Source organism: Brachybacterium sp. GU-2, assembly GCF_030866705.2.
GTDB classification, from domain to species: domain Bacteria; phylum Actinomycetota; class Actinomycetes; order Actinomycetales; family Dermabacteraceae; genus Brachybacterium; species Brachybacterium conglomeratum.
In genome coordinates this window covers 1,755,776-1,777,118 of the sequence record NZ_CP133037.2, presented here as the reverse complement: position 1 = coordinate 1,777,118, position 21,343 = coordinate 1,755,776, and the positions used below count along the sequence as shown (strand labels likewise).

The following is a 21,343-nucleotide window of genomic DNA, read 5'->3' as shown; positions in this document are numbered from 1 at the left end:
GCCCTCACCCCCGGGCGCGCGCGTGGCCGACCAGCGCGACCGCCGCGCAGAGCGCCCCGGCGAGCAGCAGCCCCGCCCCCGCGTGCACCTGCAGCAGCAGCGCGCCGACGGCGGCGCCGGTGAGCATGAGCAGCACCGCGAGCAGTCGGCGCGGCCACAGCGCCCCGGTCCCGCCGGCCAGTCGCGAGTCCATCGCCAGGCCCGTGATGGTGGAGGTGATGACCACGGTCGTCACGTCCTTCACGGCGAGGGCGCGGGCGGTCGCGGCCTGCGCCCCCATCGCCAGGCCCAGCGCTCCGGTCACGCCGAGCAGCGCCGTGTGCGGGGCGCCCTCCCACACAAGCAGCATCGCGCCGGCGGCGATCACCACGGCCGCGACCGCGCAGAGCAGGGCGGTGGTCGCGCCGGTCCAGGCGCCGCTGCGCCCGCCGAGGGCGCGGCCGGCGAGGATCGCACCGAGCACGAAGCCTGCCAGCGCCAGCACCGGGCCGACCACGGGCAGGTCGTCCGCGCCGGTCAGCGCCATGCCGAGGATGACGACGTTGCCGGTCATGTTCGCGGTGAACACCCGGTCCAGCCCCAGGTAGCCGACCGCGTCGACGATGCCGGTGGCGAAGGTGAGGCCGAGCATGGAGCGCAGGTGCCGCGGGCGCAGGTCGGCCGCGGGCGCGGCGCTCGTCTTAGGGGCGGCAGGGTCGCTCGCGGTGGCGGTGGCGGAGGCGGTGTCGGCGGCAGGGGTTCCGGTCATGGCCGGGAGGCTACGGACCTCCTGAAACCCGGGCGGCACGGCCGTGTAACAAGGACGTAAAACCCCGCCCCTAGCGTGGATCGTGAGCTGAGGAGGACCATGCTGACGGACATCCTGCGAGCGGGCGAGAAGGTGCCGGCCGGAGTCGCCCACCTCCCCGTGGAGGAGGGGACGAGCCTGTGGGGCCGACTGCCCTGCGCGGCCGACGCCCCTGTGCTGCGCCTCGAGCCCGGCGATGAGGCGGTCATCGACACCCTCAGCCACGAGGGGATCCTCGAGGACCAGGGCCGGGACCCGCGCGCCTTCTTCGGCGCCCACGGCGTCGAGCCTGAGCAAGTGCTGCCCGACGCGATCGCGCTCGCCGCGGGCCATTCCGGTCGCGACCGGGCGACGGACGGTCCCCATGTGGTCACCGGCCCGATCCACGTCGCCGGTGCCCGCCCCGGCGACCTGCTGAAGATGACGATCCTCGAGCACGAGATGCGTGTGCCCTACGGCGTGGTCTCCAACCGCCACGGCCGCGGCGCCCTGCCCGGTGAGTACCCGGCCGGTCCCGGCACCGTCAGCGTCTTCGCCGGGGTCGAGCACACTCCGAACGGGCCCGTCGGCACCATGGCCCCGCGCGCCGGCGCCGAGCGGACGCTCCGCTTCCCGCTGCGCCCGTTCCTCGGGATCATGGGTGTGGCCGTGCCCGGCACGGAGCGCCCCCACTCGGTGCCGCCCGGCCGACACGGCGGCAACATCGACATCAACCTCCTCACCGCCGGGACCTCCCTCTACCTGCCCGTCCAGGTCGAGGGCGCCCTCGCCTGCGTCGGTGACCCGCACTTCGCCCAGGGCGACGGGGAGGTGGCGCTGACCGCGATGGAGGCGAGCCTGCGCAGCCGGCTCCGGTTCGACGTGATCGCCCGCGAGGACGCGATCGCGCAGTTCGGCGAGGTGGCCGGTCCCCTCGCCGAGACCACCGAGTACCTCATCCCCACCGGAATGGACGAGGATCTCGACCTCGCCGTGAAGGACTGCGTGCGCCACGCGATCGCGCTGCTCCAGGCCCGCTGGGGCCTGGATCCCGAGCATGCGCTCGCCTACCTCAGCGCCGCCACCGACTTCGACATCTCGCAGGTCGTCGACGTCGTCAAGGGCGTCCACGCCCGCATCCGCACGGCCGACTTCGCGGAGGTCCGCCCATGAGCACCACCAGCGCCGAGGCGCAGATCACGATCCCTTCGGGAGCTGTCTCGCAGGGCTCCGAATCGCCGGGCTCCGTCTCTGCTGCCGACGTCCTCGCGGACCGCGCCCGTCCCGTCGCGAACGGCCCCGAGATCCCCGGGCTGCTCGAGGCGTTCTGGGAGTACGAGCGCGCGCTCATGGCCGACGACCTCCCGGCGCTCGACGCCCTGTTCGCCCCCGGCCCGGACACCCTGCGCGGCGACGCGGCGGGGCTGCTGCGCGGACACGACGCGATCAGCACCTTCCGCGGCGGGCGCGGCGGCGCCCCGAAGCGCCGCATCGTCGAGGTCGAGGTGCGGGCGCTCGGCGAGGACCACGCGGCGGTCGTCGCGATCACCGAGCTGCTGCGCGGCGGCCGCGGCCAGCAGACCCAGGTGTGGCGGCGCGGCGAGGACGGCTGGAAGGTCGCCGTCGCCCACGTCGCCGTGGCCCCGCCCGCGATGGACCGCCGGATCTGGCGGGTCCTCGGCGCCCCGCTCGTCCCGGCCTCTCTCAGCGCCGGCGGGGGATCGGCCGACGAGGCACCGGGCCCCCTCACCGGGGAGAGGATCGCGGTCAAGGACGTGATCGCGGTGGCCGGGCAGAGGATCGGCGGCGGCAGCCCCGCCCTGCTCGCGGGCGCCCTCCCCGAGCCCCGTCACGCCGACGCGGTGGAGCTGCTGCTGGACGCGGGCGCCGAGATCACCGGCATCGCCGCGACCGACGAGCTCGCCTACAGCCTCGCCGGCACCAACACCCACTACGGCACCCCGCCGAACCCCCGCGCCCCGCACCGGATCAGCGGCGGCTCCACCTCCGGCCCCGCGTCGGCCGTGTCGCTGGGGCACGCGAGCATCGGGCTCGGCACCGACACCGGCGGCTCCCTCCGGGTCCCCGCCGCCTACCAGGGACTGTGGGCGCTGCGCCCCACCCACGGCGCCGTGCCGTGCGACGGGGTGCTGCCCCTCGCGCCGAGCTTCGACACGGTCGGCCTGCTCACCCGCACGCCGGACCTCCTCGCCCGCGCCGCCGCCGTGCTCCTGCCCGAGGTGCAGGAAGGGCTCGAGGAGCCCGCGCTGCGCACCGTCCCCGGGCTCGAGACGCTGCTGAACCCGGAGGTCGCAGACGCCCTCGACACCGCCCTCGCGCGCTGGCGCACCGCGATCGAGATCGAGGAGGCGGACCCGCTTGACGCCGACGAGCTCACCGGCTTCGCCGAGACCTTCCGCCTCCTCCAGGCCCGCGAGGCCTGGGCCGCCCACGGCGAGTGGGTGAGCGCGCACCGCAGCGAGCTCGCGCCCGACGTCGGTGCCCGCTTCGACGCGGCTGCCCAGGTCACGGCCGACGAGGCCGCCGACGCGCAGCAGGCCCGCACCCGCGCCGTCGGCCAGATCCGACGCCGCCTCGGCGAGGGGGTGCTCGTGGTCCCCGCAGCCTCGTCCATCGCGCCGCTCGTGCGGGACGCGGCCGCGGGCGGCCCCGCGATCGAGGCCCAGCGCGCACGGACCATGCGGCTGACGTGCCTGGCGGGCCTGGCCGGTCTGCCGGCGGTGGCGGTGCCGCTCGTGACCGCGAGCGGTCTGCCGACGGCCGTGACCCTCGTGGGCCCGCCCGGCAGCGACCTCGCCCTCATCGACCTCGCCACCCGGCTCGAGGAGGACACCGCCCCTCCCCTCGGCCCCGCGCCGGGCACGGCCGCCACCACGGACGCCGCACCCACCATCGGCACTGCGCCGAGGAAGATCCCCGCATGAGCACCCCGCCCGCCCTCCAGCGCCTGAACACCGCACCGCCCGCCGCGCTCGCCGAGCAGCTGCGCGCCTGCGCCCCGATCGAGTCCTGGGTGCGCCATCTCATCGCCGCCCGCCCCTACCCCTGCGCCGAGTCGATGCTCGCCGAGGCCTCGGACCGCGCCCGACGCTGGACCCCCGATGAGGTCCACGGGGCGCTCGCCCACCATCCCCGCATCGGGGAGAAGGCGAAGGGCCTGGGGGCTGCGGAGACCGCGCACTCCGCCGCCGAGCAGGCGGGGGTGGAGGACCCGGGGGAGTGGGCGCGCGCGAACGCCCGCTACGAGGAGCGTTTCGGGACCGTGTTCCTCATCCGCGCCGCCGGCCGCACCCAGGCCGAGATGCTCGCCGAGCTCGAGCGGCGCCTGCTCCTCGACGAACAGGATGAGCAGAAGGAGCGCGCCGAGCAGCTGCGCCAGATCGCCCTGCGCCGCCTCGAGGCCCTGCTCGCGGACTGACCCGCCACCTCGCAGGCTTCCCGTCCTCGATCCGCGACGGAAACACCCCTGAAACGTCTGTTGCATTCACTGGGACCAGAACCGATGAACGTCCCAGCACTGCTTGCACGTCCCCAGAACGGAACCTCCTTGATGCGCACCTCGCAGATCGCCCCGCCGCCGCGGCTGCTGATGGGCCCCGGCCCCATCAGCGCCGACCCCCGCGTGCTGCGGGCCATGTCCGCCTCGCTGCTGGGCCAGTTCGACCCCGCGATGACGACGCTGATGACCGAGACCCAGGGCCTCTTCCGCGAGGTGTTCCGCACCCGCAACGAGGCGACGCTCCTGGTGGACGCCACCTCCCGCGCCGGCATCGAGGCCGTGCTCGTCTCCCTCCTCGAACCCGGCGACAAGGTCCTGGTCCCGATCTTCGGCCGTTTCGGCCACCTCCTGGTCGAGATCGCCGAGCGCTGCGGCGCCGAGGTCCACACGCTCGAGACCGAATGGGGGCAGGTCTTCCCCGCCTCCGCCATCGAGGACGCGGTCCGCACGGTCCGCCCGAAGCTCCTCGCCGTCGTCCAGGGCGACACCTCCACCACCATGAACCAGCCCCTCGACGAGCTCGGTGCGATCGCCGCCAGGCACGGCGCGCTGCTGTACACCGACGCGACCGCCTCCCTCGGCGGGAACGACCTGCTGGTCGACGAGTGGGGGATCGACGCCGCGACCGCGGGCCTGCAGAAGTGCCTCGCCGGCCCCTCCGGCAGCTCACCGCTGACCCTCTCCGATCGCGCGGTCGAGGTGATCGGGGCGCGACGCCACGTCGAGGCCGGGATCGCCGACGGCACCGCCGGGCGCGGCACCCGCATCCGCTCGAACTACTTCGACCTCGCGATGATCCTGGACTACTGGGGCGAGCAGCGCCTGAACCACCACACCGAGGCGACGAGCATGCTCTACGCCGCCCGCGAGTGCGCGAGCCTGCTGGTCGAGGAGGGGATGGACGCCGCCGTCGCCCGCCACCGCCTCCACGGCGCCGCCATGGCCGCCGGCATCGAGGGCCTGGGACTCACCCTCTTCGGCGACCATGCCCACCGCATGCACAACGTCCTCGCCGTCGAGATCCCGGACGGCATCGACGCCGACGCCGCCCGCGCCGCGATGCTGGAGGACTACGGCATCGAGATCGGCACCAGCTTCGGACCCCTGCACGGGAAGGTCTGGCGGATCGGCACCATGGGCTACAACGCCCGCCGCGACGCCGTGCTCCTCACCCTCGCGGCGCTGGAGCAGGTGCTCCGCGCGGGCGGGGCGGACGTCGTCGCCGGTGGCGGCGTCGGCGCGGCCCGCGAGCACTACGAGGGCGCGAGGGAGGGTGCGGCCGACGGGGCTGCCGCAGCCGTCGCGGGGGCCGCGCGATGACCGCCGACGCCACCACCCCTGCGAGCCCCACCACCCCCGCGCTCTCCGCCGCGACCCTCGAGGCGGCCGCGCGCATCATGGCCGACTGCGACCGGCTCGCCGCGATCTCCGCCCTCGAGGACGGCATCGAGCGCACCTACCTCACCCCCGAGCACGCTCGCCACAACGCAGTCGCCGCCGAGCTCATGACCGCCGCCGGGATGCGCACCTGGCAGGACGCCGCCGGGAACCAGCGCGGACGCCTCGAAGGCTCCCGCCCGGGCCTGCCCGCCCTGGTCCTCGCCTCCCACCTCGACACCGTCCCCGACGCCGGCCGCTACGACGGGATCCTCGGGGTGCTCCTCGCCATCGAGACCGTCGCGAGGCTGAAGGACCGCGCGAGCGAGCTCCCCGTCGCCCTCGAGGTCGTCGCCTTCGCCGACGAGGAGGGCACCCGCTTCGGCGCGACGCTGCTGGGCAGCCGCGCGCTCGCCGGCACCTGGGAGCAGGACTGGTTCGCCCTCGAGGACGAGGACGGGATCACCATGGCCGAGGCGTTCACCCGCTTCGGCCTCGACCCCGCCCGCATCGACGACGCGGCCCTCGGCCCCGAGGAGGTCGCCGGCTACCTCGAGGTCCACATCGAACAGGGCCCCTACCTCGAGGCCGCGGACCGGCCCCTGGGCGTCGTCACCTCGATCGCCGGTGCCCGACGCTTCACCCTCACCGTTCTCGGCGAGGCCCGCCACGCCGGCGGCACCCCCTACGATCGCCGACGCGACGCCCTCATCGGGGCGAGCCGCGCCGTCCTCGACATCGAGCAGATCGCCCGCGAGCGCGGCGCGATCGCCACCGTCGGCCGGCTGCAGGCCTACCCGGGCGGCGTGAACGTGGTGCCGGGATGCGTGGAGATGTCCCTGGATCTGCGCGCCGAGACCGACGAGCTGCGCGACGCGGTGCTCGAGGAGACCCTCGGGACGATCCGCGGCTTCTGCACCGAGCGCGGCCTCACCCTCGAGGTCGAGCAGATCCACGAGGCCCCCGCCGTGCGCTGCGCACCGCACCTCATGGACGCCGTCCGCACCGGGATCCGCTCGGTCGGCGATGGTGCTGGCGGCGATGGTGCCGGAGGCGATGATGCGCCGCTCGAGCTGTTCTCCCGCGCCGGACACGACGCGATGGCCATGGGGGCCCTCACCGACATCGGCATGCTCTTCGTCCGCTGCGCCGACGGGATCAGCCACCACCCCGACGAATCCGTGACCACCGAGGACGTCGCCGCAGCGCTCGACGCCTTCGAGGCCGCGACCCTCGCCGCCGCGGGGATCCGATGAACGCCGCGATCCGCGTGCTCCCGTCGGCCGGCCTGAGCGAGATGCCGCGCCGCGAGGTGCGCATCGACGCCCGCATCGACGCGAAGTATGCCGAGCTCACCCCGCAGGAGCGACGGATCTGTGACTTCCTGCTCGAGCACCTCGGCGACCTCGCCGTGTTCAGCGCCGCGGACATCTCCCGCGAGACCGGGGTGTCCAAGGCGACCGTCAGCCGCCTGTTCCGCAAGCTCGACTTCGCCGACTTCCGCGAGGTCAAGGAGCACACCCGCGCCATGCGCCGCGCCGGGACACCGCTCGCGGCACCGACCCGCACCGGCGTGCCGGGCCTCAGGCCGAGCCTCGAGGCGCATGTCCGCGCCGAGCGGGAGAACCACGACCGGCTGCTCACCGTCCTCTCCGGCGGGGCGCTCGAGGAGGCGACCGCCCTGCTCACCGGCGCCCGGCGGATCCTCGTGGTGGGTCTGCGCAACAGCTACCCCGTCGCCCTGCACCTGCACCAGCAGCTCATCCAGGCCCGCGACGAGGTGCGTCTCGCCCCTCAGCCCGGCCAGGCGGTGGGGGAGGAGCTCGCCGGGCTCACCGACGAGGACGCGGTGGTGCTGATCGGCTTCCGCCGTCGGCCGACGACCTTCCCCGCCCTCGCCGACGCGATCGCGCGATCGCCCGCGCGCTGCCTGCTGGTCGGGGACGGCACCGCCCGCCCCTACGCCGCCGCGGCCGACCGCTGGCTCGAATGCCCCATCGACTCCGACGGCGCCTTCGACAGCTACTCCACCGCCACGGCGCTGGTGTCCCTGCTCGCCAACGGCGTGCTGAACCGGCGCGGCGCCGACGGGGTGCGCCGCATCAGCCGGATCACCGCCGCCTACGACCTTCTTGGCGAGCTCGAGGACAGCTGAGCCCAGCGCTCACCGCACACAGCCTCGCCGCACACAGCCTCACCGCACACCGCACACCGCACACCGCACACCGCACAGAGCGCAGCGCGCACAGCACAGCACACTCAGCACATCGACCCCGCACAGCAGAAGGGGCGAGCCCGCAGGCTCGCCCCTTCCTCGGTTCCCCCGGGTCAGATCAGGTCGGGGTTCTCCGCGTAGACCTCCTCGAGCAGGCTGGTGTCGAAGTAGTCCTCCACAGCGAGGTCGTAGCCGGCCGCGACCAGCGCGTCCACGTTCTGCTGCATGAGCTCGTCGGACATGGTCAGCGGACCGTTCGCGTCGGTCTCGTCGGTGCTGACCAGCGCCACCTGCTCCTCGGCCTGGCGGATCTCCTTCTCCATGTCCAGGCCCAGGTCCTGGCCGTAGTCCTCGACCGCGAGGCGCGCGCCCTCCTCGGGCTCGGCGATCGCGTCCTTCCAGCCGCGGATGAGCGCCACCAGCGCCGCCTTCAGCAGGTCGCGCTGGGTCTCGATGGACTCCTGGGTGACCACGATGCTCTCGGCCATGAACGGCAGGCCGTTGTCCGCCAGCGGCAGGTTCACCACGTCCTCGCCGGCGAGCTCCAGGGTCAGCGCCTCGTTGGTGAGGTAGCCGAAGAACCCGTCGACCTCGCCGTTCAGGAGCGGCTGCGGGTCGTACTGCACCGGCACCTTCTCCAGCTCGGCCGCGTCGATGCCGTTGGCTGAGAGGAACCCGTCGAACAGGGTCTCGTTCACGCCGGTCTGCACGCCGATCCTCTTGCCGACGAGGTCCGCCGGGGTGGCGATCGGGGCGGCGTCGCCGAGGGAGATGATCGTGAAGGGGTTCTTCTGGTAGGTGGTGCCGATGATCTTCAGCGGCGCCTCCTCGTCCTGGATCAGCGGCGCCACGCCGAGCGGCGAGGTGGTGCCCATGATCGCCGAGCCCGAGAGGACCATCGTCTCGCTCGAGGTGCCGGACGGGCCGCCGGCGATGAGGTTCACCTCGGAGAACCCGGCCTCCTCGAAGTAGCCGCGGTCGATGGCCATGTACTCGCCGGCGAACTCCGCGTTCTTGATCCACGAGAGGTTGATGTCGAGCGTGCCGTAGTCGGCCGCGGCCTCCCCGCCGTCGGAGGAGCCGCCGGAGGCGGACTCGGCGTCGGCCCCGCCGCAGGCGGCCAGCGACAGGGCGCCGAGCGCGGCGAGGGACGTGCCGATCAGGACGCGTCGGGTCGGGGCGGAGGCAGAGGTGCGAGGGGTCTTCATGGCGTTCGCCTTCTTCTCAAGGGGTGCAGCGCCTCGGGGCAGTGGCGGCGAGTCCGACGCTAGGGATCGTGTGTTTCAGCGGGTGCCTGGGCCTGTTTCACGGCGGTTACATCTGCAGAGCAGACCCGCGAAACACATGTTTTACACGGGAGAAACGGTCCGGCCGCACCCGATTCCTAGCGTGGAGGAACCAGGGCGGGACCCGGCCGCGCAGCCTGTCGCAGGCGGCGCGCGGGACCCGCCGACCGTCGGAGGAAGGACGCCGTCATCAGCCACGTCACCACCCACGTGCTCGACACCGGCACCGGCCGGCCCGCCGTCGGCGTCGCCGTGACTCTCCTGGATGCAGGCGGCTCCGAGGTCGCGACCGGGGTCACCGACGCCGACGGGCGCGTGCACGACCTCGGCCCGATCGCGCTCGTGCCGGGCACCTACCGCCTCCGCTTCGCGACCGGCGCCTACTACGCCGAACGCCGCCAGGTCACGTTCTTCCCCGAGGTCGAGGTGGCCTTCTCCCTCGACGAGGGCCACGCCCATGTGCCGCTCCTGTTGAGCCCCTTCGCCCACTCCACCTACCGAGGCAGCTGACATGCTCGAGACCACCACCCCGCAGACCCCCGCCGGTCAGACCCCCGCCCCGCAGACCCCCGCCGGTCAGACCCCCGCCCCGTCGTGCGCCCCCGTGGGCTCCGCGCCCGCCGACTCCGCCCCCACCTCCGTGCTGGGCCGGAACCAGTACGGCAAGGCCGAGGTGCGGCTCGTCCACGTGGACCGCTCCACCCCGCGCCATGCGCTGACGGACCTGAACGTCACCTCGATGCTGCGCGGCGACTTCGAGGACTGCTACCGCACCGGCGACAACGCGCGCGTCATCGCCACCGATACGCAGAAGAACACCGTCTACGCCTTCGCGAAGCAGTACGGCGTCGCCGGTCCTGAGCGGTTCCTGCTGCGTCTGGCCGACCACTTCATGGCCGAGGGCACGTGGCTGACCGGCGGGCGCTGGGAGGCCGAGCAGTTCGGCTGGGAGCGCATCACCGCCGCAGGTGAGGGGCACGACCACTCCTTCGTGCGCACCGGCCCCGAGGTCCGCACCGCCGCCGTCACCGTCCAGGACGGCGCCGCCCACGTGATCGGCGGGATCAAGGACCTCGTGGTCCTGAAGTCGACCGGCAGCGAGTTCCACGGCTTCCCGCGGGACCGGTACACGACCCTGCCCGAGACCACCGACCGCATCCTCGCCACCGAGGTCACCGCCCGCTGGCGCTTCCGTGAGCCCATCACGGCCGACGGGACCTCCGGCGTCGACCCGGACGAGACCTTCGCGGCGGTGCGCGCGGTGCTCCTGGAGACCTTCGCGACCACGCACTCCCTGTCCCTGCAGCAGACCCTCTTCGCGATCGGCGAGGCCGTGCTCGCCGCCCGTCCGGAGCTGGCCGAGATTCGCATGGTCATGCCCAACAAGCACCACTACCTCGTGGACCTCAGCCCCTTCGAGCTCGGCAACGACAACGAGGTGTTCCTCGCCGGGGACCGCCCCTACGGCCTCATGCAGGCCGCGGTCACCCGCCCCGGCGAGCCCGACCAGCCGGCCGCCTGGGAGTGGCTCGGCGGATTCTGCTGAGGCCCCGGGACATGCCAGGACCAGGGAAGACGGCCGCGACGAAAGCCGGGACGAGCTCCGGCGCGCTGCACACCGTCCGCGCCCACGAGATGCTGCTCGGGGACCGGCTGGTCGCGGCCGAGCTCGACATCGAGGACGGCCGGATCACCGCGATCCGCCCGCTCCCGGACGAGGCACCGCGCCTGCCCGGCACCCTCGTCGTCCCCGACGGTCTGCAGGTGCTGCCCGGGAACGTGGACACCCACGTGCACATCAACGAGCCCGGCCGCACCGAATGGGAGGGTTTCGCGACCGCCACCCGCGCCGCCGCGCTCGGCGGGGTCACGACCCTCGTGGACATGCCGCTGAACTCCATCCCGCCCACGATCGACGTGGCATCGCTGCGTGTGAAGCAGGCCGCCGCCCGCGACGCACTCGCGGTGGACCTCGGGTTCTGGGGCGGGATCGTCCCCGGCAACACCGCCCAGCTGCGCCCGCTGTGGGAGGCGGGCGTGATGGGCTTCAAGTGCTTCCTGCTGCCGTCGGGGGTGGACGAGTTCCCGCCGGTCGACGCCGCCCAGCTGCGCGCGGCGATGCATGAGGTCGCCACCTTCGACGGGCTCGTGATCGTCCACGCCGAGGACGCCTCCACCATCGACGCCGCCCCGGCGGTGCCGTCCGCGAAGTACACCGACTTCGTCGCCTCCCGGCCCGAGTCCGCCGAGGTCACCGCGATCGCGAGGCTCATCGAGGCGGTGCGCGAGACCGGCGCCCGCACCCACCTGCTCCACCTCTCCAGCGCCCGCGCCCTGGACCTCATCCAACAGGCCAAGGCGGAGGGTCTGCCGCTCACGGTCGAGACCTGCCCGCACTACCTGTGCTTCGCCGCGGAGGCCGTGCCGGATGCGTCGCCGGAGTACAAGTGCTGCCCGCCGATCCGCGACGCCGGCAACCGCGACGCCCTCTGGCAGGGCCTCGAGGCCGGGCTCATCGACATGATCGTCACCGACCACTCGCCGTCCTCCTCGGCGGAGAAGCACCGCGGCGCCCCCGACCTCCAGCAGGCCTGGGGCGGGATCTCCGGACTCCAGGCCGGATTCACCGCCGTCGCCGCCGAGGCCCGCACCCGCGGCATCGACATCGCGCAGGTGAGCGGCTGGATGGCGCGGGCGACCGCCGACCTCGTGGGCCTCGCCCACAAGGGCCGCCTCGAGGTGGGCGCCGACGCGGACCTGATCCTCTACGACCCGGCCCGCCCCCAGACCCTGCGCGCGGACCGCTTCGCCCACCGTCACCCGCTCTCCGCCTACGACGGCCTCGCGCTCGAGGGCGCGGTGGTCGATGCGGTGCTGCGCGGGCAGATCCTCGCGGCCGACGAGGACGCGTCCCCGCGCGGCCGGTTCCTCAGGGGGCCCGGGGCGACGGCGCCCGGCGCGGAGCAGGCGGGAGCGGGCGCATGAGCGACACCCTCGCCGCGCCGCTCCCGGGTGGCCTCGCCGCGGCCTGCACCCGCTGGCTCGAGGCCGGCAAGCCCCTCGCGATCGCCACCATCGTCGCGACCGAGGGCTCCGCGCCCCGGCCGCTCGGCACCACGATGGTGATCGGGGAGGGCGGGCTGGTGCGCGGCTCCCTCTCCGGCGGCTGCGTCGAGTCGGACCTCATCGAGCAGGGTCTCGAGGTGCTCGCCACCGGCGTGCCCGAGCGCCGCACCTACGGCTACGCCGACGCCGCCGCGTGGGAGGTGGGGCTCATGTGCGGCGGCAGCATCGACGTGCTCGTCCAGCCCCTCGCCGCCCCGGACCCCGCCGCGGGACTCGACGCGCTGCTCGACGGTGCACCGGGAGCGCTGCTGTGGAGCCTCGACGACCCGAGCCGACGCCTCGCCCTGCCCGTCCCGCTCGCCGACGAGGCGGGGGAGTGGGAGGGCCCGCTCGCGGCGCTGCTCGGCGGGGCCGACGGGCCCGGCGCGACCGACGAGGCCGACACGGCCGACGGGCCTGGCGCGACCGACGAGGCCGATGCGACCGGCGGGCCCGGCGCGACCGGCGAGCCCGTGCACTCCGTCGACCCCGCGCTCGTGCGCCGCCTCGCCGCACAGCTCGCCGCCCGCACCTCCGCCGGCGAGACCGGCATCATCGCCCTTCCCGTCGACTGCGGTCTGCCCGCCGAGGGCATCCCGGCCCTGCCCGCACCCGATGCCCCCGAGCTGTTCCTCCTCGTGAGGCGCCCCGCCGCGCGCCTGATCGTCAACGGCACCACCGACCTCGCCGCGGCGCTGCTCGCCCTGGGCCGCACCCTCGGCTACGACACCACGGTCGTGGACCCGCGCAGCACCTTCCTCACCCGCGAGCGGTTCCCCGCCGCGGACCGGATCGTCGTCGCCCGCCCCGACCGCTACCTCCGTGAGGAGGACGAGGCCGGGCGGCTCGACCACCGCACCGTCATCGCGTGCCTGGGTCATGATCCGAAGATCGACGATCCCCTGGTCGAGACGGCGCTCTCCCTGCCGGTCGCCTACGTCGGCGCGATGGGCTCTCGACGCACCCACCACGAGCGGATCCGCCGCCTCCTCGAACGGGGCGTCACCACCGCCCAGCTCCAGGCCCTGCACTCGCCGATCGGCCTGGACCTCGGCGGCTCCACCCCCGCCGAGTTCGCGCTCTCCGTCATGGCGGAGGTCGTCGCCGAGCGCACCGGCCGCGCCGCCGCGAGACCGCTGCGCACCACCACCGGCCCCCTGCACGGAAGCATCCCCGCATGACCACCACCCCGCAGACCTCCCGCCCCGCACCCCCGGCCGGAGCCCCCGTGATCGTCGACGGCACCCCCGCCGGGACCCCGCCCCGCCCCGGCCAGTGCCTGCGCACCTACCTGCGCGACCTCGGCCGGCTCGGTGTGAAGAAGGGTTGCGACGGCGGGGACTGCGGCGCCTGCACCGTGCACCTGGACGGCAAGCCCGTGCACAGCTGCGTCGTCCCCGCCGTGCGCGCCGCCGGCTCCGCCGTCACCACCATCAACGGCCTCGCCGCGACCGTCCCTGCATCCACCGAGATCCCGGCAGGTGGCGCAGCCCCGTCGGCCGACGCAGCCCCGTCGGCCGACTCGACCCCGCCCGTCCCGGCCGGCCCCACCACCCCGCCCGAGCACCCCGTCCAGTGCGCGTTCCGCACGGCGCAGGGCTTCCAGTGCGGGTTCTGCACCCCCGGCATGATCATGACCACCGCCGCGCTGACCGACGGGGACCGCGCCGACCTGCCCCGCTCCCTGAAGGGCAACCTGTGCCGCTGCACCGGCTACTCCGCGATCGAGGACGCGATCGGCGGACACGTCCACGTCGAGGACGGTGCCGCCGCCGGCCGCAGCCTCGGCGCCCCGGCCGCGCGCCGCGTCGTCACCGGCACCGAGCCGTACACGCTCGATGTGGACCCGGCCACCCTGCCGGGGCTGCTGCACCTGAAGATCCTCCGCTCCCCGCACGCCCACGCGCGGATCCGCAGCATCGACACCGCCGCGGCGCTCGCGATCCCCGGCGTGCACACCGTCCTCACCCACGAGGACGCCCCGGCCACCCTGTTCTCCACCGGCCAGCACGAGCACCTCGCCGACGACCCGCTGGACACCCGCGTCCTGGACGACACGGTCCGCTTCGTCGGCCAGCGCGTCGCCGCCGTCCTCGCCGACACCGTCGCCGCCGCCGAGGCCGGGGTGCGCGCCCTGAAGGTCGACTACGAGGTGCTCGAAGCGGTCACCGACCCGGCCCTCGCCCGCTTCGGCCCGGCCCTGCACGGCGAGAAGACCGGCGCCTCCGGCATCGCGGATCCTGCGACGAACCTGGTCACCGCCCTGCACACCCGCGTCGGGGATCTCGACGACGGGCTCGCCCGCGCCGCCGTGGTCGTCGAGCGCGAGTTCGAGACCCAGCGCGTCCAGCACGTCAGCCTCGAGACCCACGCCTCCATCGCGACCCTCGACGAGGACGGGACGCTCGTGGTCCGCTCGAGCACCCAGGTGCCCTATCTGGCAAAGCGCACCCTGGTGCGCCTGTTCGACCTGGACGAGGAGAAGGTGCGGGTGATCGCGCCGCGCACCGGCGGCGGCTTCGGCGGGAAGCAGGAGGTGTTCACCGAGGACCTCGTGGCGCTCGCGACCCTGCGCACCGGGCGGCCCGTGCAGCTCGAGCACACCCGCACCGAGCAGTTCACCTCCACCTCCGTGCGCCACCCCATGCGGTTGAAGGTCCGCGCCGGCGCCGGCACCGATGGCCGACTCACCGCCCTGCACCTCACCCTGCTGTCCAACACCGGCGCCTACGGCAACCATGGCCCCGGCACCATGTTCCACGGCACCGGCGAATGCCTCGCCGTCTACAACAGCCCGGTCAAAGCTGTGGACGCCGAGGTGGTGTACACCAACACCGTCCCCTCCGGCGCGTTCCGCGGCTACGGCCTCAGCCAGACCGTCTTCGCCGTCGAGTCCACGATGGACGACCTCGCCCGCGAGCTCGGCATGGACCCCTTCGCCTTCCGCCGCCTGAACGTGATCCGCGAGGGCGACCCCATGATCTCCACCTCGCCCACCCCCACGGCCGACGTCGAGTACGGCTCCTACGGGCTGGACCAGTGCCTTGACCTGGTCGAGGAGGCGCTCGCCGCGCCTGGTGAGGGGCTGGGGGAGCCGGCCGACGGGGCTCCTGGCGGAGCCGGCCGGGCGGCCGACGAGGCTGCCGACGCGGGCGCGCCGGGGCCCGACTGGGCCGTCGGCACCGGGATGGCGCTGTCGATGCTGGACACCGTCCCGCCGCGCGGCCACTTCTCCCACAGCCGCCTGGCGCTCCGCCCCGACGGCACGATCGAGGTGCGCATCGGCACGGCCGAGTTCGGCAACGGCACCACCACCGTCCACGTCCAGCTCGCCGCCGCCGCACTCGGCTGCGCCCCCGACCGGCTCACGATCCTCCAGTCGGACACGTCGCTGATCGGCCACGACACCGGGGCGTACGGCTCCGCGGGCACCGTCGTCGCCGGCAAGGCGACGCTCCACGCGGCGCAGACGCTGTTCGGGCTGCTCGCCCAGCGGGCGTCGGCGCTCGCCGGGGTGGCGACGGCCGACGAGAGCGCTGCCGCCGGTGGCCTCGCGCCTGCTGGCGCGCACGCTCCCGGCGGCGGCGATCCCGGCGGCGACCGTGCAGGCGACTGGGCGGGTGAGGCAGCGGGCCTCCGCCACGGCCCGACCGGCACCCTCGTCACCTGGGAGGACCTCGCCGCGAGCAGCACCGAGGACTCGCCTCTCGAGGCCGAGGCGCACTGGGACGGCTCGCCCCGCTCCGTCGCCTTCAACGTCCACGGGGTGCGGGTCGCGGTGCACCGCCGCACCGGCGAGCTGCGGATCCTGCAGAGCGTGCAGGCGGCCGATGCCGGCTTCGTCGTGAACCCCCTGCAGTGCCGCGGCCAGGTGCAGGGCGGCGCCGCGCAGGCCCTCGGCGCGGCGCTGCACGAGGAGGTGATCGTGGACGACGCCGGGAAGGTCACCACCGACATCCTGCGCCAGTACCACGTGCCCACCTACGCGGACGTGCCCCGCACCGAGGTGCTCTTCGCGACCACCAGCGACCGCCTCGGCCCGCTCGGCGCGAAGTCCATGAGCGAGAGCCCCTACACCCCGGTCGCCCCCGCCCTCACCAACGCCGTGCGCGACGCGGTCGGCATGCGGATGACCTCGCTGCCCATGAGCCGCGACCGGCTGTACCTCGCGATGAAGGCCGCGGGCGTCGTCCCCGGCCGCGTCGCCTGAGCGAGCCCGGACCGGCCGACGGGCCGACGCGCGCGGCCTCGTCGGCAACCCCGTCGGCCCGTCGTGGACCGGGCTCGAGCGGTCAGCTCGCGTGCACTCCGGTGCCGCGGGCGTTGTAGAGGGTCGCGTCGCCGCCGGCGACGAGGTCGCGGTAGTCGGCGAGGACCTGGACCGCCTCCTCGCGCAGCACCCCGGTCTCCACCTCGATGCCGCGCTCGGCGAAGCGGCCGATCCAGTCCTCGGGCATGGGGCCCTCGTCGAAGCCGGTCAGCTCCTCCACCTCCGGTCCGTCCACGGCGATGACCAGGCGCTTCACCCCGGACCACATGGTCGCGCCGTAGCACATGACGCACGGGCGGGCGTTGACCCACAGCTCCAGCGGCGCCGCCCCCGCTGCGCCCAGATCCCAGGTCCCGCGCCGCGCCTGGGCGAGGGACAGGGTGGTGACCTCGGCGTGCATGGAGGAGAGGCCCGACGCCAGCACCCGGTTCACGCCGGCGGTGACGATCTCGCCGCTGGCGGGGTCGCGCACGAGCGCGGCGAAGGGCCCGCCGCCGCCCTCGCGCATGTTGCGGTCCGCGAGCCGGTTCAGCAGCCGCATCAGCACCGTGCGCGCCTCCTGCCCGTCCCCGACCGGGCCGTGCCCGAGCGCGGCGACCTCCTCGTCCACCCATACCGGCATCGACGCGCCGAAGGAGGTGACAGGAGAGATGGTGTCAGAGCGGTGCTGCGGGGCCATGGGTGCCTCCCGGCGGAGCGCGGGCCGTTGCGATGACGGCCCGGTGAGTGGGTGCGTGGGGTGGCGGGAGTGACGGGAGCCGATCCGTCCCTCCGACCGCGGCCAGGCTAGGCGCGGGATGTGTCGACGGTGTTTCGGTGAGGCACGAGATCGTGGCGAGCTCCGCCCAGGTCGATCCCGCGTCAATCCCGCGACCGCGCTGAGACCCGTCCGAGACCTGGCCGAGACCTGCCCGGGTCCCGTGTTACGCCCCCGAAACAGGAGCGCACCCCTCACGAAACAGCCGTTCCATAGCGTGGCCGCCATCGGATGACCTGTTGCGGAGCACCTGCTGCGCAGGAGTTCCTGCGCAGCCCGGTCCCGGCCCCCGTCGGCCGCCCCGGACCCCACGCGCCGCACGGTCCCCGATACCGCGCAGGACCACCGCGCGGACGAGAACCAGTGGAAAGAAGCGCCCTCGATGCACCGCCGTCCTGCCGCCCCCGCCGCGCTCCCCGGAGTCACCGCCGCGCCCTCCCGCCGACTGCTGCTGGCCGGTGCGCTCGCCGCCCCCGCCCTCGCCCTCGCGGGCTGCTCCGGGTCGGCCGACGGCGCGAGCGCGGGCGGCAGCCTCGGCACCCTCGAGGTGAACCAGAACTGGATCCGCACCACCGAGTTCGCCGGCGAGTACTTCGCCGACTCCCGCGGCTACTACACCGACGCCGGCTTCACGGAGGTCACCCTCATCCCCGGCGGCCCCTCCGGCACCTCCTCGGAGGCGATGGTGCTGTCCGACTCGGCACTGGTCGGGATGACGACCCCGCTGGCGGCCGGGTCGATGGTCGCGGGGGAGGAGGCGCCGCTGGTGCTGCTCGGTGCGAAGTTCCAGCGCAACCCCTTCACCATCTGCTCCACCTCCGCCACCCCCATCACCACCCCCGCCGACCTCGTCGGCAAGCGGATCGGCGTCGCCACCGGCACCAACGAGGTCCTCTTCGATGCGCTCCTCGAGGTCAACGGCATCGACCCGGCCGACGTCGAGCGGGTCACCGTCCAGTTCGACCCCCAGCCGCTGATCAACGGCGAGGTCGACGGCCAGATCTGCACCCTGACCAACGAGGCGATCACCGTCTCCCTCGCCGGGCTCGAGGCCGTGAACCTGCCGCTGGCCGACAACGGCCTGCCCTTCGTCTCCGGCGCCTTCGTCACCACCCTCCAGAACGTCGCCGAGCGGCGCGAGGAGCTGAAGGGCTTCCTCGACGCCACCGTGCGCGGCTGGAAGGACGCCCTCGCCGACCCCGAGGAGTCCGCGCGCCTGGCCTACGAGGAGTACGGCGCGGACCTGGGGCTCGACCCCGAGAAGGAGCAGCGCCAGGCCGAGGCCCAGAACCAGCTCGTGGTCAGCGACGAGACCGACGCGAACGGCCTGTTCACCATCTCCGACGAGCTCGCCGCGAAGAACATCGAGCTCCTGGCCCTGGCCGGGCACGAGGTCGACCAGGACGCCTTCTTCGACCCGACCCTGCTGCAGGAGGTCTACGAGGAGAACCCCGACCTCCTCCCCGCCTGACCCCACCCACGCACTGCCCCGCCAGCACCGCCCCTCCCTGATCCGGCACCCCGAAAGGGCACCAGAATGACCGCGCAGAGCACGCCCCGCCCCACCCCCGAGCTGCCCCGGGCCGGCGCCACCGGCATCGACCTCCAGGGCCTCAGCAAGACCTACACCTCCGGCCGGAAGCCCGTCACCGCCTTCACCGACACCGACCTCGCCGCCGACCGCGGCGCGTTCCTGTCGCTGCTGGGCCCGTCGGGCTGCGGCAAGTCCACGATCCTGCGGATCCTCGCCGGTCTCGAGACCCCCACCGCCGGCACCGCCCTCGTGGACGGGATGAGCCCCGCCGAGCTGCGGGCCAGCTCCCGCCTCGGCATCGCCTTCCAGGACTCGGCCCTGCTGCCCTGGCGCACCGTGCGCGGCAACATCCGCCTCGCGCTCGAGGTCGCCGGGAAGCTTGAGAACGAGCCCTACATCGACGACCTCCTGGACCTCGTGGGCCTGCGCGCCTTCGAGAACGCCAAGCCCGGCCAGCTCTCCGGCGGCATGCGCCAGCGTGTGTCCATCGCCCGCGCGCTCGTGGTCAAGCCCGAGGTGCTGCTGCTGGACGAGCCGTTCGGGGCGCTGGACGACATGACCCGTCAGCGCCTGAACCTCGAGTTGCTGCGGATCTGGACCGAGAAGCCCGCCACCACCCTCATGGTCACCCACGGCATCTCCGAGGCCGTGTTCCTCTCCGACCAGGTCGCCGTGATGAGCGCACGGCCCGGCCGGATCGTCGAGGTGTTCGACGTGGACCTGCCCCGCCCCCGCACCCCCGAGATGATGCGCACCCCCGAGTTCCACGCCCTGTGCGACCACGCCTCCGAGGTCCTCTTCGGCGCCCCGACCGCCGCACTCCCCGAGAGCGCCTGAGACGGGACGGAGACTCACCCCATGACCACCTCGACCGCCGCCGCGGAGAAGATCCCCGCCCCCGCCGCCGCGCCCCGTCGGCCGCGCAAGCCCCTGCCCCGCTGGGCGCTCGGCGCGCTCGGCACGCTCGGCGTCATCGCCGTGTGGTGGCTGCTCGCCGCGACCGTCCTGTCCGGGGCGGGCGCCGCCCAGGGCGGCGCGATCCCCACCCCCGGCGCCATCATCGCCCAGTTCGCGGCCGACGGATGGAGCTACTACTCCCGCAACGCGTCCGTCACCCTCGCCGAGGCGGGACTCGGCTACCTGGCCGGGAACGCGCTCGCGCTGCTGCTCGCCGGGGTGGTGATGGTGGTGCCCGCGCTCGAGCGGATCATCACCCAGCTCGGCGTGATCAGCTACTGCCTGCCGCTGGTCGCGATCGGCCCGATCATCTTCATCGTCCTCGGCCCGCCCACCTCCGGCGCCCCCTCCGGCACCGCCGTGGTCCTCGCCGCCCTGTCGGTGTTCTTCACGACCCTGGTCGGCTCCATCCTGGGCCTCCGCAGTGCCGACAAGGCCGCGCTGGACGTGATCACCGTGTACGGCGGCACCCGCCTCACCCAGCTGCGCAAGGTCCAGATCATCTCCGCCCTGCCCAGCGTCCTGAGCTCCCTGAAGATCGCCGCGCCCGGCGCGCTGCTCGGCGCGGTGCTCGGCGAGTACGTCGGCGGCGTGGACCGCGGGCTCGGGCCCGCGATGGTCAACGCCCAGCAGTCCCTCGAGATCGAGCGCGTGTGGGGCGTGGCCATCGTGTGCGGGCTCCTCGCCGGCGGCGCCTTCGCCGTCCTCGCGCTCATCGCCCGCTTCGCCACCCCCTGGTCCGCCGGCACCGAAGGAGGCAGGTCCTGATGACCCACGCCCTGAAGTCCCTCTCCCGCTCCACCCTCGGCGTGGCGATCTCCCTGGCCGTGGTCCTCGCCATCTGGGCCGGCGGCCTGCGGATCCTGGACGTCTCCAGCTTCATCGGCAAGGGCCCGCTGGACGTGTTCGGCTACCTCGCGCTGGACGAGGACGCCGCCGCCCACCGCGCCGCCGTCGCGGACAACCTCACCATCACCCTCGCCGATGCGGCGATCGGCTTCGTCGCCGGGCTCGCCCTCGCGCTCGTCGTCGCCGCGGCGTTCACCCTGATCCGCGGCGTGGAGGACGCCCTGCTGCCCCTCGCGATGCTGCTGCGCTCCGTGCCGCTGGTCGCCATGGCCCCGATCCTCATCCTCATCTTCGGCCGCGGCACCGCCACCGTCGCCGCGATGGGCGGGGTCGTGGTGCTGTTCCCGGCGCTGGTCACCATCGTGCTCGGGCTGCGCTCGGCGTCCCCGGCGATGGTGGACGTGGTCTCCGTGTTCGGCGGCTCCAAGGTCGCCGCGTTCCGCAAGGTCGCCCTGCCCGCCTCGCTGCCCGCCTTCTTCACCGCGCTGCGCATCTCCATCCCGGGCGCGCTCACCGGGGCGCTGCTGGCCGAATGGCTCGCCACCGGTCAGGGCATCGGCTACCAGATCGTCTCGGACGTCTCCCGCGCCCGCTACGAGAGCGTGTGGGCGTCGGTCGTGGTCGTCACCGCCGCGTCCCTGCTCCTCTACGGCATCGTCTCCGTGCTCGAGCGGCTCGTGCTGCGCCGCATGGGCCAGACGGTCTGA

At 74.0% G+C, this 21,343-nt stretch carries 18 protein-coding genes; 15 read left to right on the top strand and 3 right to left on the bottom strand.

Translation table 11 applies throughout. From position 1 onward, the window contains the following. Nucleotides 1-4: 4 nt before the first annotated feature. Nucleotides 5-748 (bottom strand): DUF1275 family protein, encoded by a 744-nt coding sequence (locus tag RBL05_RS08090; RefSeq protein ID WP_308739939.1) that lies wholly within the window; start codon nt 746-748, stop codon nt 5-7. Nucleotides 749-847: 99 nt separating this feature from the next. Here RBL05_RS08090 and RBL05_RS08085 point away from each other — a divergent pair, with 99 nt between their 5' ends. The 6 genes from RBL05_RS08085 to RBL05_RS08060 all read left to right on the top strand — a co-directional run bounded on the left by RBL05_RS08085 (nt 848) and on the right by RBL05_RS08060 (nt 7,818). Next, nucleotides 848-1,939 (top strand): acetamidase/formamidase family protein, encoded by a 1,092-nt coding sequence (locus RBL05_RS08085; protein ID WP_308739940.1) that lies wholly within the window; start codon nt 848-850, stop codon nt 1,937-1,939. Beyond that, entirely contained in the window at nt 1,936-3,711 is a 1,776-nt protein-coding gene (locus tag RBL05_RS08080) for an AtzH-like domain-containing protein (protein ID WP_308739941.1), read from the top strand. The genes RBL05_RS08085 and RBL05_RS08080 overlap by 4 nt, the downstream gene beginning before the upstream one ends. Continuing rightward, on the top strand, nt 3,708-4,205 hold the full coding sequence (locus tag RBL05_RS08075) for a 2-oxo-4-hydroxy-4-carboxy-5-ureidoimidazoline decarboxylase (protein ID WP_308739942.1): 498 nt from the start codon (nt 3,708-3,710) through the stop codon (nt 4,203-4,205). Before RBL05_RS08080 ends, RBL05_RS08075 begins: the two co-directional genes overlap by 4 nt. Before the next feature lie 132 nt (nt 4,206-4,337). Next, complete coding sequence (locus tag RBL05_RS08070; protein WP_308739943.1) at nt 4,338-5,606, top strand: pyridoxal-phosphate-dependent aminotransferase family protein; 1,269 nt, start codon at nt 4,338-4,340, stop codon at nt 5,604-5,606. Next, the gene (locus RBL05_RS08065) at nt 5,603-6,919 is read left to right on the top strand and encodes an allantoate amidohydrolase (protein WP_318604276.1); all 1,317 of its coding nucleotides are present in this window, start codon (nt 5,603-5,605) and stop codon (nt 6,917-6,919) included. Before RBL05_RS08070 ends, RBL05_RS08065 begins: the two co-directional genes overlap by 4 nt. Continuing rightward, entirely contained in the window at nt 6,916-7,818 is a 903-nt protein-coding gene (locus RBL05_RS08060; protein ID WP_308739945.1) for a MurR/RpiR family transcriptional regulator, read from the top strand. The genes RBL05_RS08065 and RBL05_RS08060 overlap by 4 nt, the downstream gene beginning before the upstream one ends. A 173-nt stretch (nt 7,819-7,991) precedes the next feature. Here RBL05_RS08060 and RBL05_RS08055 read toward each other — a convergent pair whose 3' ends face one another. Next, entirely contained in the window at nt 7,992-9,086 is a 1,095-nt protein-coding gene (locus RBL05_RS08055) for an ABC transporter substrate-binding protein (RefSeq protein WP_308739946.1), read from the bottom strand. A gap of 267 nt (nt 9,087-9,353) precedes the next feature. Here RBL05_RS08055 and uraH point away from each other — a divergent pair, with 267 nt between their 5' ends. From uraH to RBL05_RS08030, 5 genes are read left to right on the top strand one after another with little or no spacing between them, the layout of a single operon-like run. Next, nucleotides 9,354-9,674 (top strand): hydroxyisourate hydrolase, encoded by a 321-nt coding sequence (gene uraH, locus RBL05_RS08050; RefSeq protein WP_308741109.1) that lies wholly within the window; start codon nt 9,354-9,356, stop codon nt 9,672-9,674. A gap of 1 nt (nt 9,675) precedes the next feature. Beyond that, nucleotides 9,676-10,710 (top strand): factor-independent urate hydroxylase, encoded by a 1,035-nt coding sequence (pucL, locus tag RBL05_RS08045; protein ID WP_308739947.1) that lies wholly within the window; start codon nt 9,676-9,678, stop codon nt 10,708-10,710. Nucleotides 10,711-10,721: 11 nt separating this feature from the next. Continuing rightward, entirely contained in the window at nt 10,722-12,149 is a 1,428-nt protein-coding gene (gene allB, locus RBL05_RS08040) for an allantoinase AllB (protein WP_308739948.1), read from the top strand. After that, on the top strand, nt 12,146-13,450 hold the full coding sequence (locus tag RBL05_RS08035) for an XdhC family protein (RefSeq protein ID WP_308739949.1): 1,305 nt from the start codon (nt 12,146-12,148) through the stop codon (nt 13,448-13,450). Before allB ends, RBL05_RS08035 begins: the two co-directional genes overlap by 4 nt. Then, entirely contained in the window at nt 13,447-16,479 is a 3,033-nt protein-coding gene (locus RBL05_RS08030) for a molybdopterin-dependent oxidoreductase (RefSeq protein WP_308739950.1), read from the top strand. The genes RBL05_RS08035 and RBL05_RS08030 overlap by 4 nt, the downstream gene beginning before the upstream one ends. Nucleotides 16,480-16,561: 82 nt before the next feature. Here RBL05_RS08030 and RBL05_RS08025 read toward each other — a convergent pair whose 3' ends face one another. Further along, a complete protein-coding gene (locus RBL05_RS08025) occupies nt 16,562-17,218 on the bottom strand; it encodes a nucleoside deaminase (protein ID WP_308739951.1) in 657 nt (218 codons plus the stop codon). Between the two features lie 460 nt (nt 17,219-17,678). Here RBL05_RS08025 and RBL05_RS08020 point away from each other — a divergent pair, with 460 nt between their 5' ends. The 4 genes from RBL05_RS08020 to RBL05_RS08005 all read left to right on the top strand — a co-directional run bounded on the left by RBL05_RS08020 (nt 17,679) and on the right by RBL05_RS08005 (nt 21,343). Beyond that, nucleotides 17,679-18,767, top strand: coding sequence for an ABC transporter substrate-binding protein (locus tag RBL05_RS08020; RefSeq protein WP_308739952.1), 1,089 nt, complete (start codon nt 17,679-17,681; stop codon nt 18,765-18,767). Nucleotides 18,768-18,833: 66 nt separating this feature from the next. Continuing rightward, nucleotides 18,834-19,667: an ABC transporter ATP-binding protein gene (locus tag RBL05_RS08015; protein ID WP_308739953.1), complete on the top strand. Its 834-nt coding sequence runs from the start codon at nt 18,834-18,836 to the stop codon at nt 19,665-19,667. A 21-nt stretch (nt 19,668-19,688) separates the two neighbouring features. Beyond that, nucleotides 19,689-20,555, top strand: coding sequence for an ABC transporter permease (locus RBL05_RS08010; RefSeq protein WP_308739954.1), 867 nt, complete (start codon nt 19,689-19,691; stop codon nt 20,553-20,555). Beyond that, entirely contained in the window at nt 20,555-21,343 is a 789-nt protein-coding gene (locus RBL05_RS08005; RefSeq protein WP_308739955.1) for an ABC transporter permease, read from the top strand. The genes RBL05_RS08010 and RBL05_RS08005 overlap by 1 nt, the downstream gene beginning before the upstream one ends.

Bases quoted from the DNA above. Each gene is read 5' to 3' on its own strand.
- RBL05_RS08090 (WP_308739939.1), bottom strand. From the start codon at position 748: ATGACCGGAACCCCTGCCGCCGACACCGCCTCCGCCACCGCCACCGCG.
- RBL05_RS08085 (WP_308739940.1), top strand. From the start codon at position 848: ATGCTGACGGACATCCTGCGAGCGGGCGAGAAGGTGCCGGCCGGAGTC.
- RBL05_RS08080 (WP_308739941.1), top strand. From the start codon at position 1,936: ATGAGCACCACCAGCGCCGAGGCGCAGATCACGATCCCTTCGGGAGCT.
- RBL05_RS08075 (WP_308739942.1), top strand. From the start codon at position 3,708: ATGAGCACCCCGCCCGCCCTCCAGCGCCTGAACACCGCACCGCCCGCC.
- RBL05_RS08070 (WP_308739943.1), top strand. From the start codon at position 4,338: ATGCGCACCTCGCAGATCGCCCCGCCGCCGCGGCTGCTGATGGGCCCC.
- RBL05_RS08065 (WP_318604276.1), top strand. From the start codon at position 5,603: ATGACCGCCGACGCCACCACCCCTGCGAGCCCCACCACCCCCGCGCTC.
- RBL05_RS08060 (WP_308739945.1), top strand. From the start codon at position 6,916: ATGAACGCCGCGATCCGCGTGCTCCCGTCGGCCGGCCTGAGCGAGATG.
- RBL05_RS08055 (WP_308739946.1), bottom strand. From the start codon at position 9,086: ATGAAGACCCCTCGCACCTCTGCCTCCGCCCCGACCCGACGCGTCCTG.
- pucL (WP_308739947.1), top strand. From the start codon at position 9,676: ATGCTCGAGACCACCACCCCGCAGACCCCCGCCGGTCAGACCCCCGCC.
- allB (WP_308739948.1), top strand. From the start codon at position 10,722: ATGCCAGGACCAGGGAAGACGGCCGCGACGAAAGCCGGGACGAGCTCC.
- RBL05_RS08035 (WP_308739949.1), top strand. From the start codon at position 12,146: ATGAGCGACACCCTCGCCGCGCCGCTCCCGGGTGGCCTCGCCGCGGCC.
- RBL05_RS08030 (WP_308739950.1), top strand. From the start codon at position 13,447: ATGACCACCACCCCGCAGACCTCCCGCCCCGCACCCCCGGCCGGAGCC.
- RBL05_RS08025 (WP_308739951.1), bottom strand. From the start codon at position 17,218: ATGGCCCCGCAGCACCGCTCTGACACCATCTCTCCTGTCACCTCCTTC.
- RBL05_RS08020 (WP_308739952.1), top strand. From the start codon at position 17,679: ATGCACCGCCGTCCTGCCGCCCCCGCCGCGCTCCCCGGAGTCACCGCC.
- RBL05_RS08015 (WP_308739953.1), top strand. From the start codon at position 18,834: ATGACCGCGCAGAGCACGCCCCGCCCCACCCCCGAGCTGCCCCGGGCC.
- RBL05_RS08010 (WP_308739954.1), top strand. From the start codon at position 19,689: ATGACCACCTCGACCGCCGCCGCGGAGAAGATCCCCGCCCCCGCCGCC.
- RBL05_RS08005 (WP_308739955.1), top strand. From the start codon at position 20,555: ATGACCCACGCCCTGAAGTCCCTCTCCCGCTCCACCCTCGGCGTGGCG.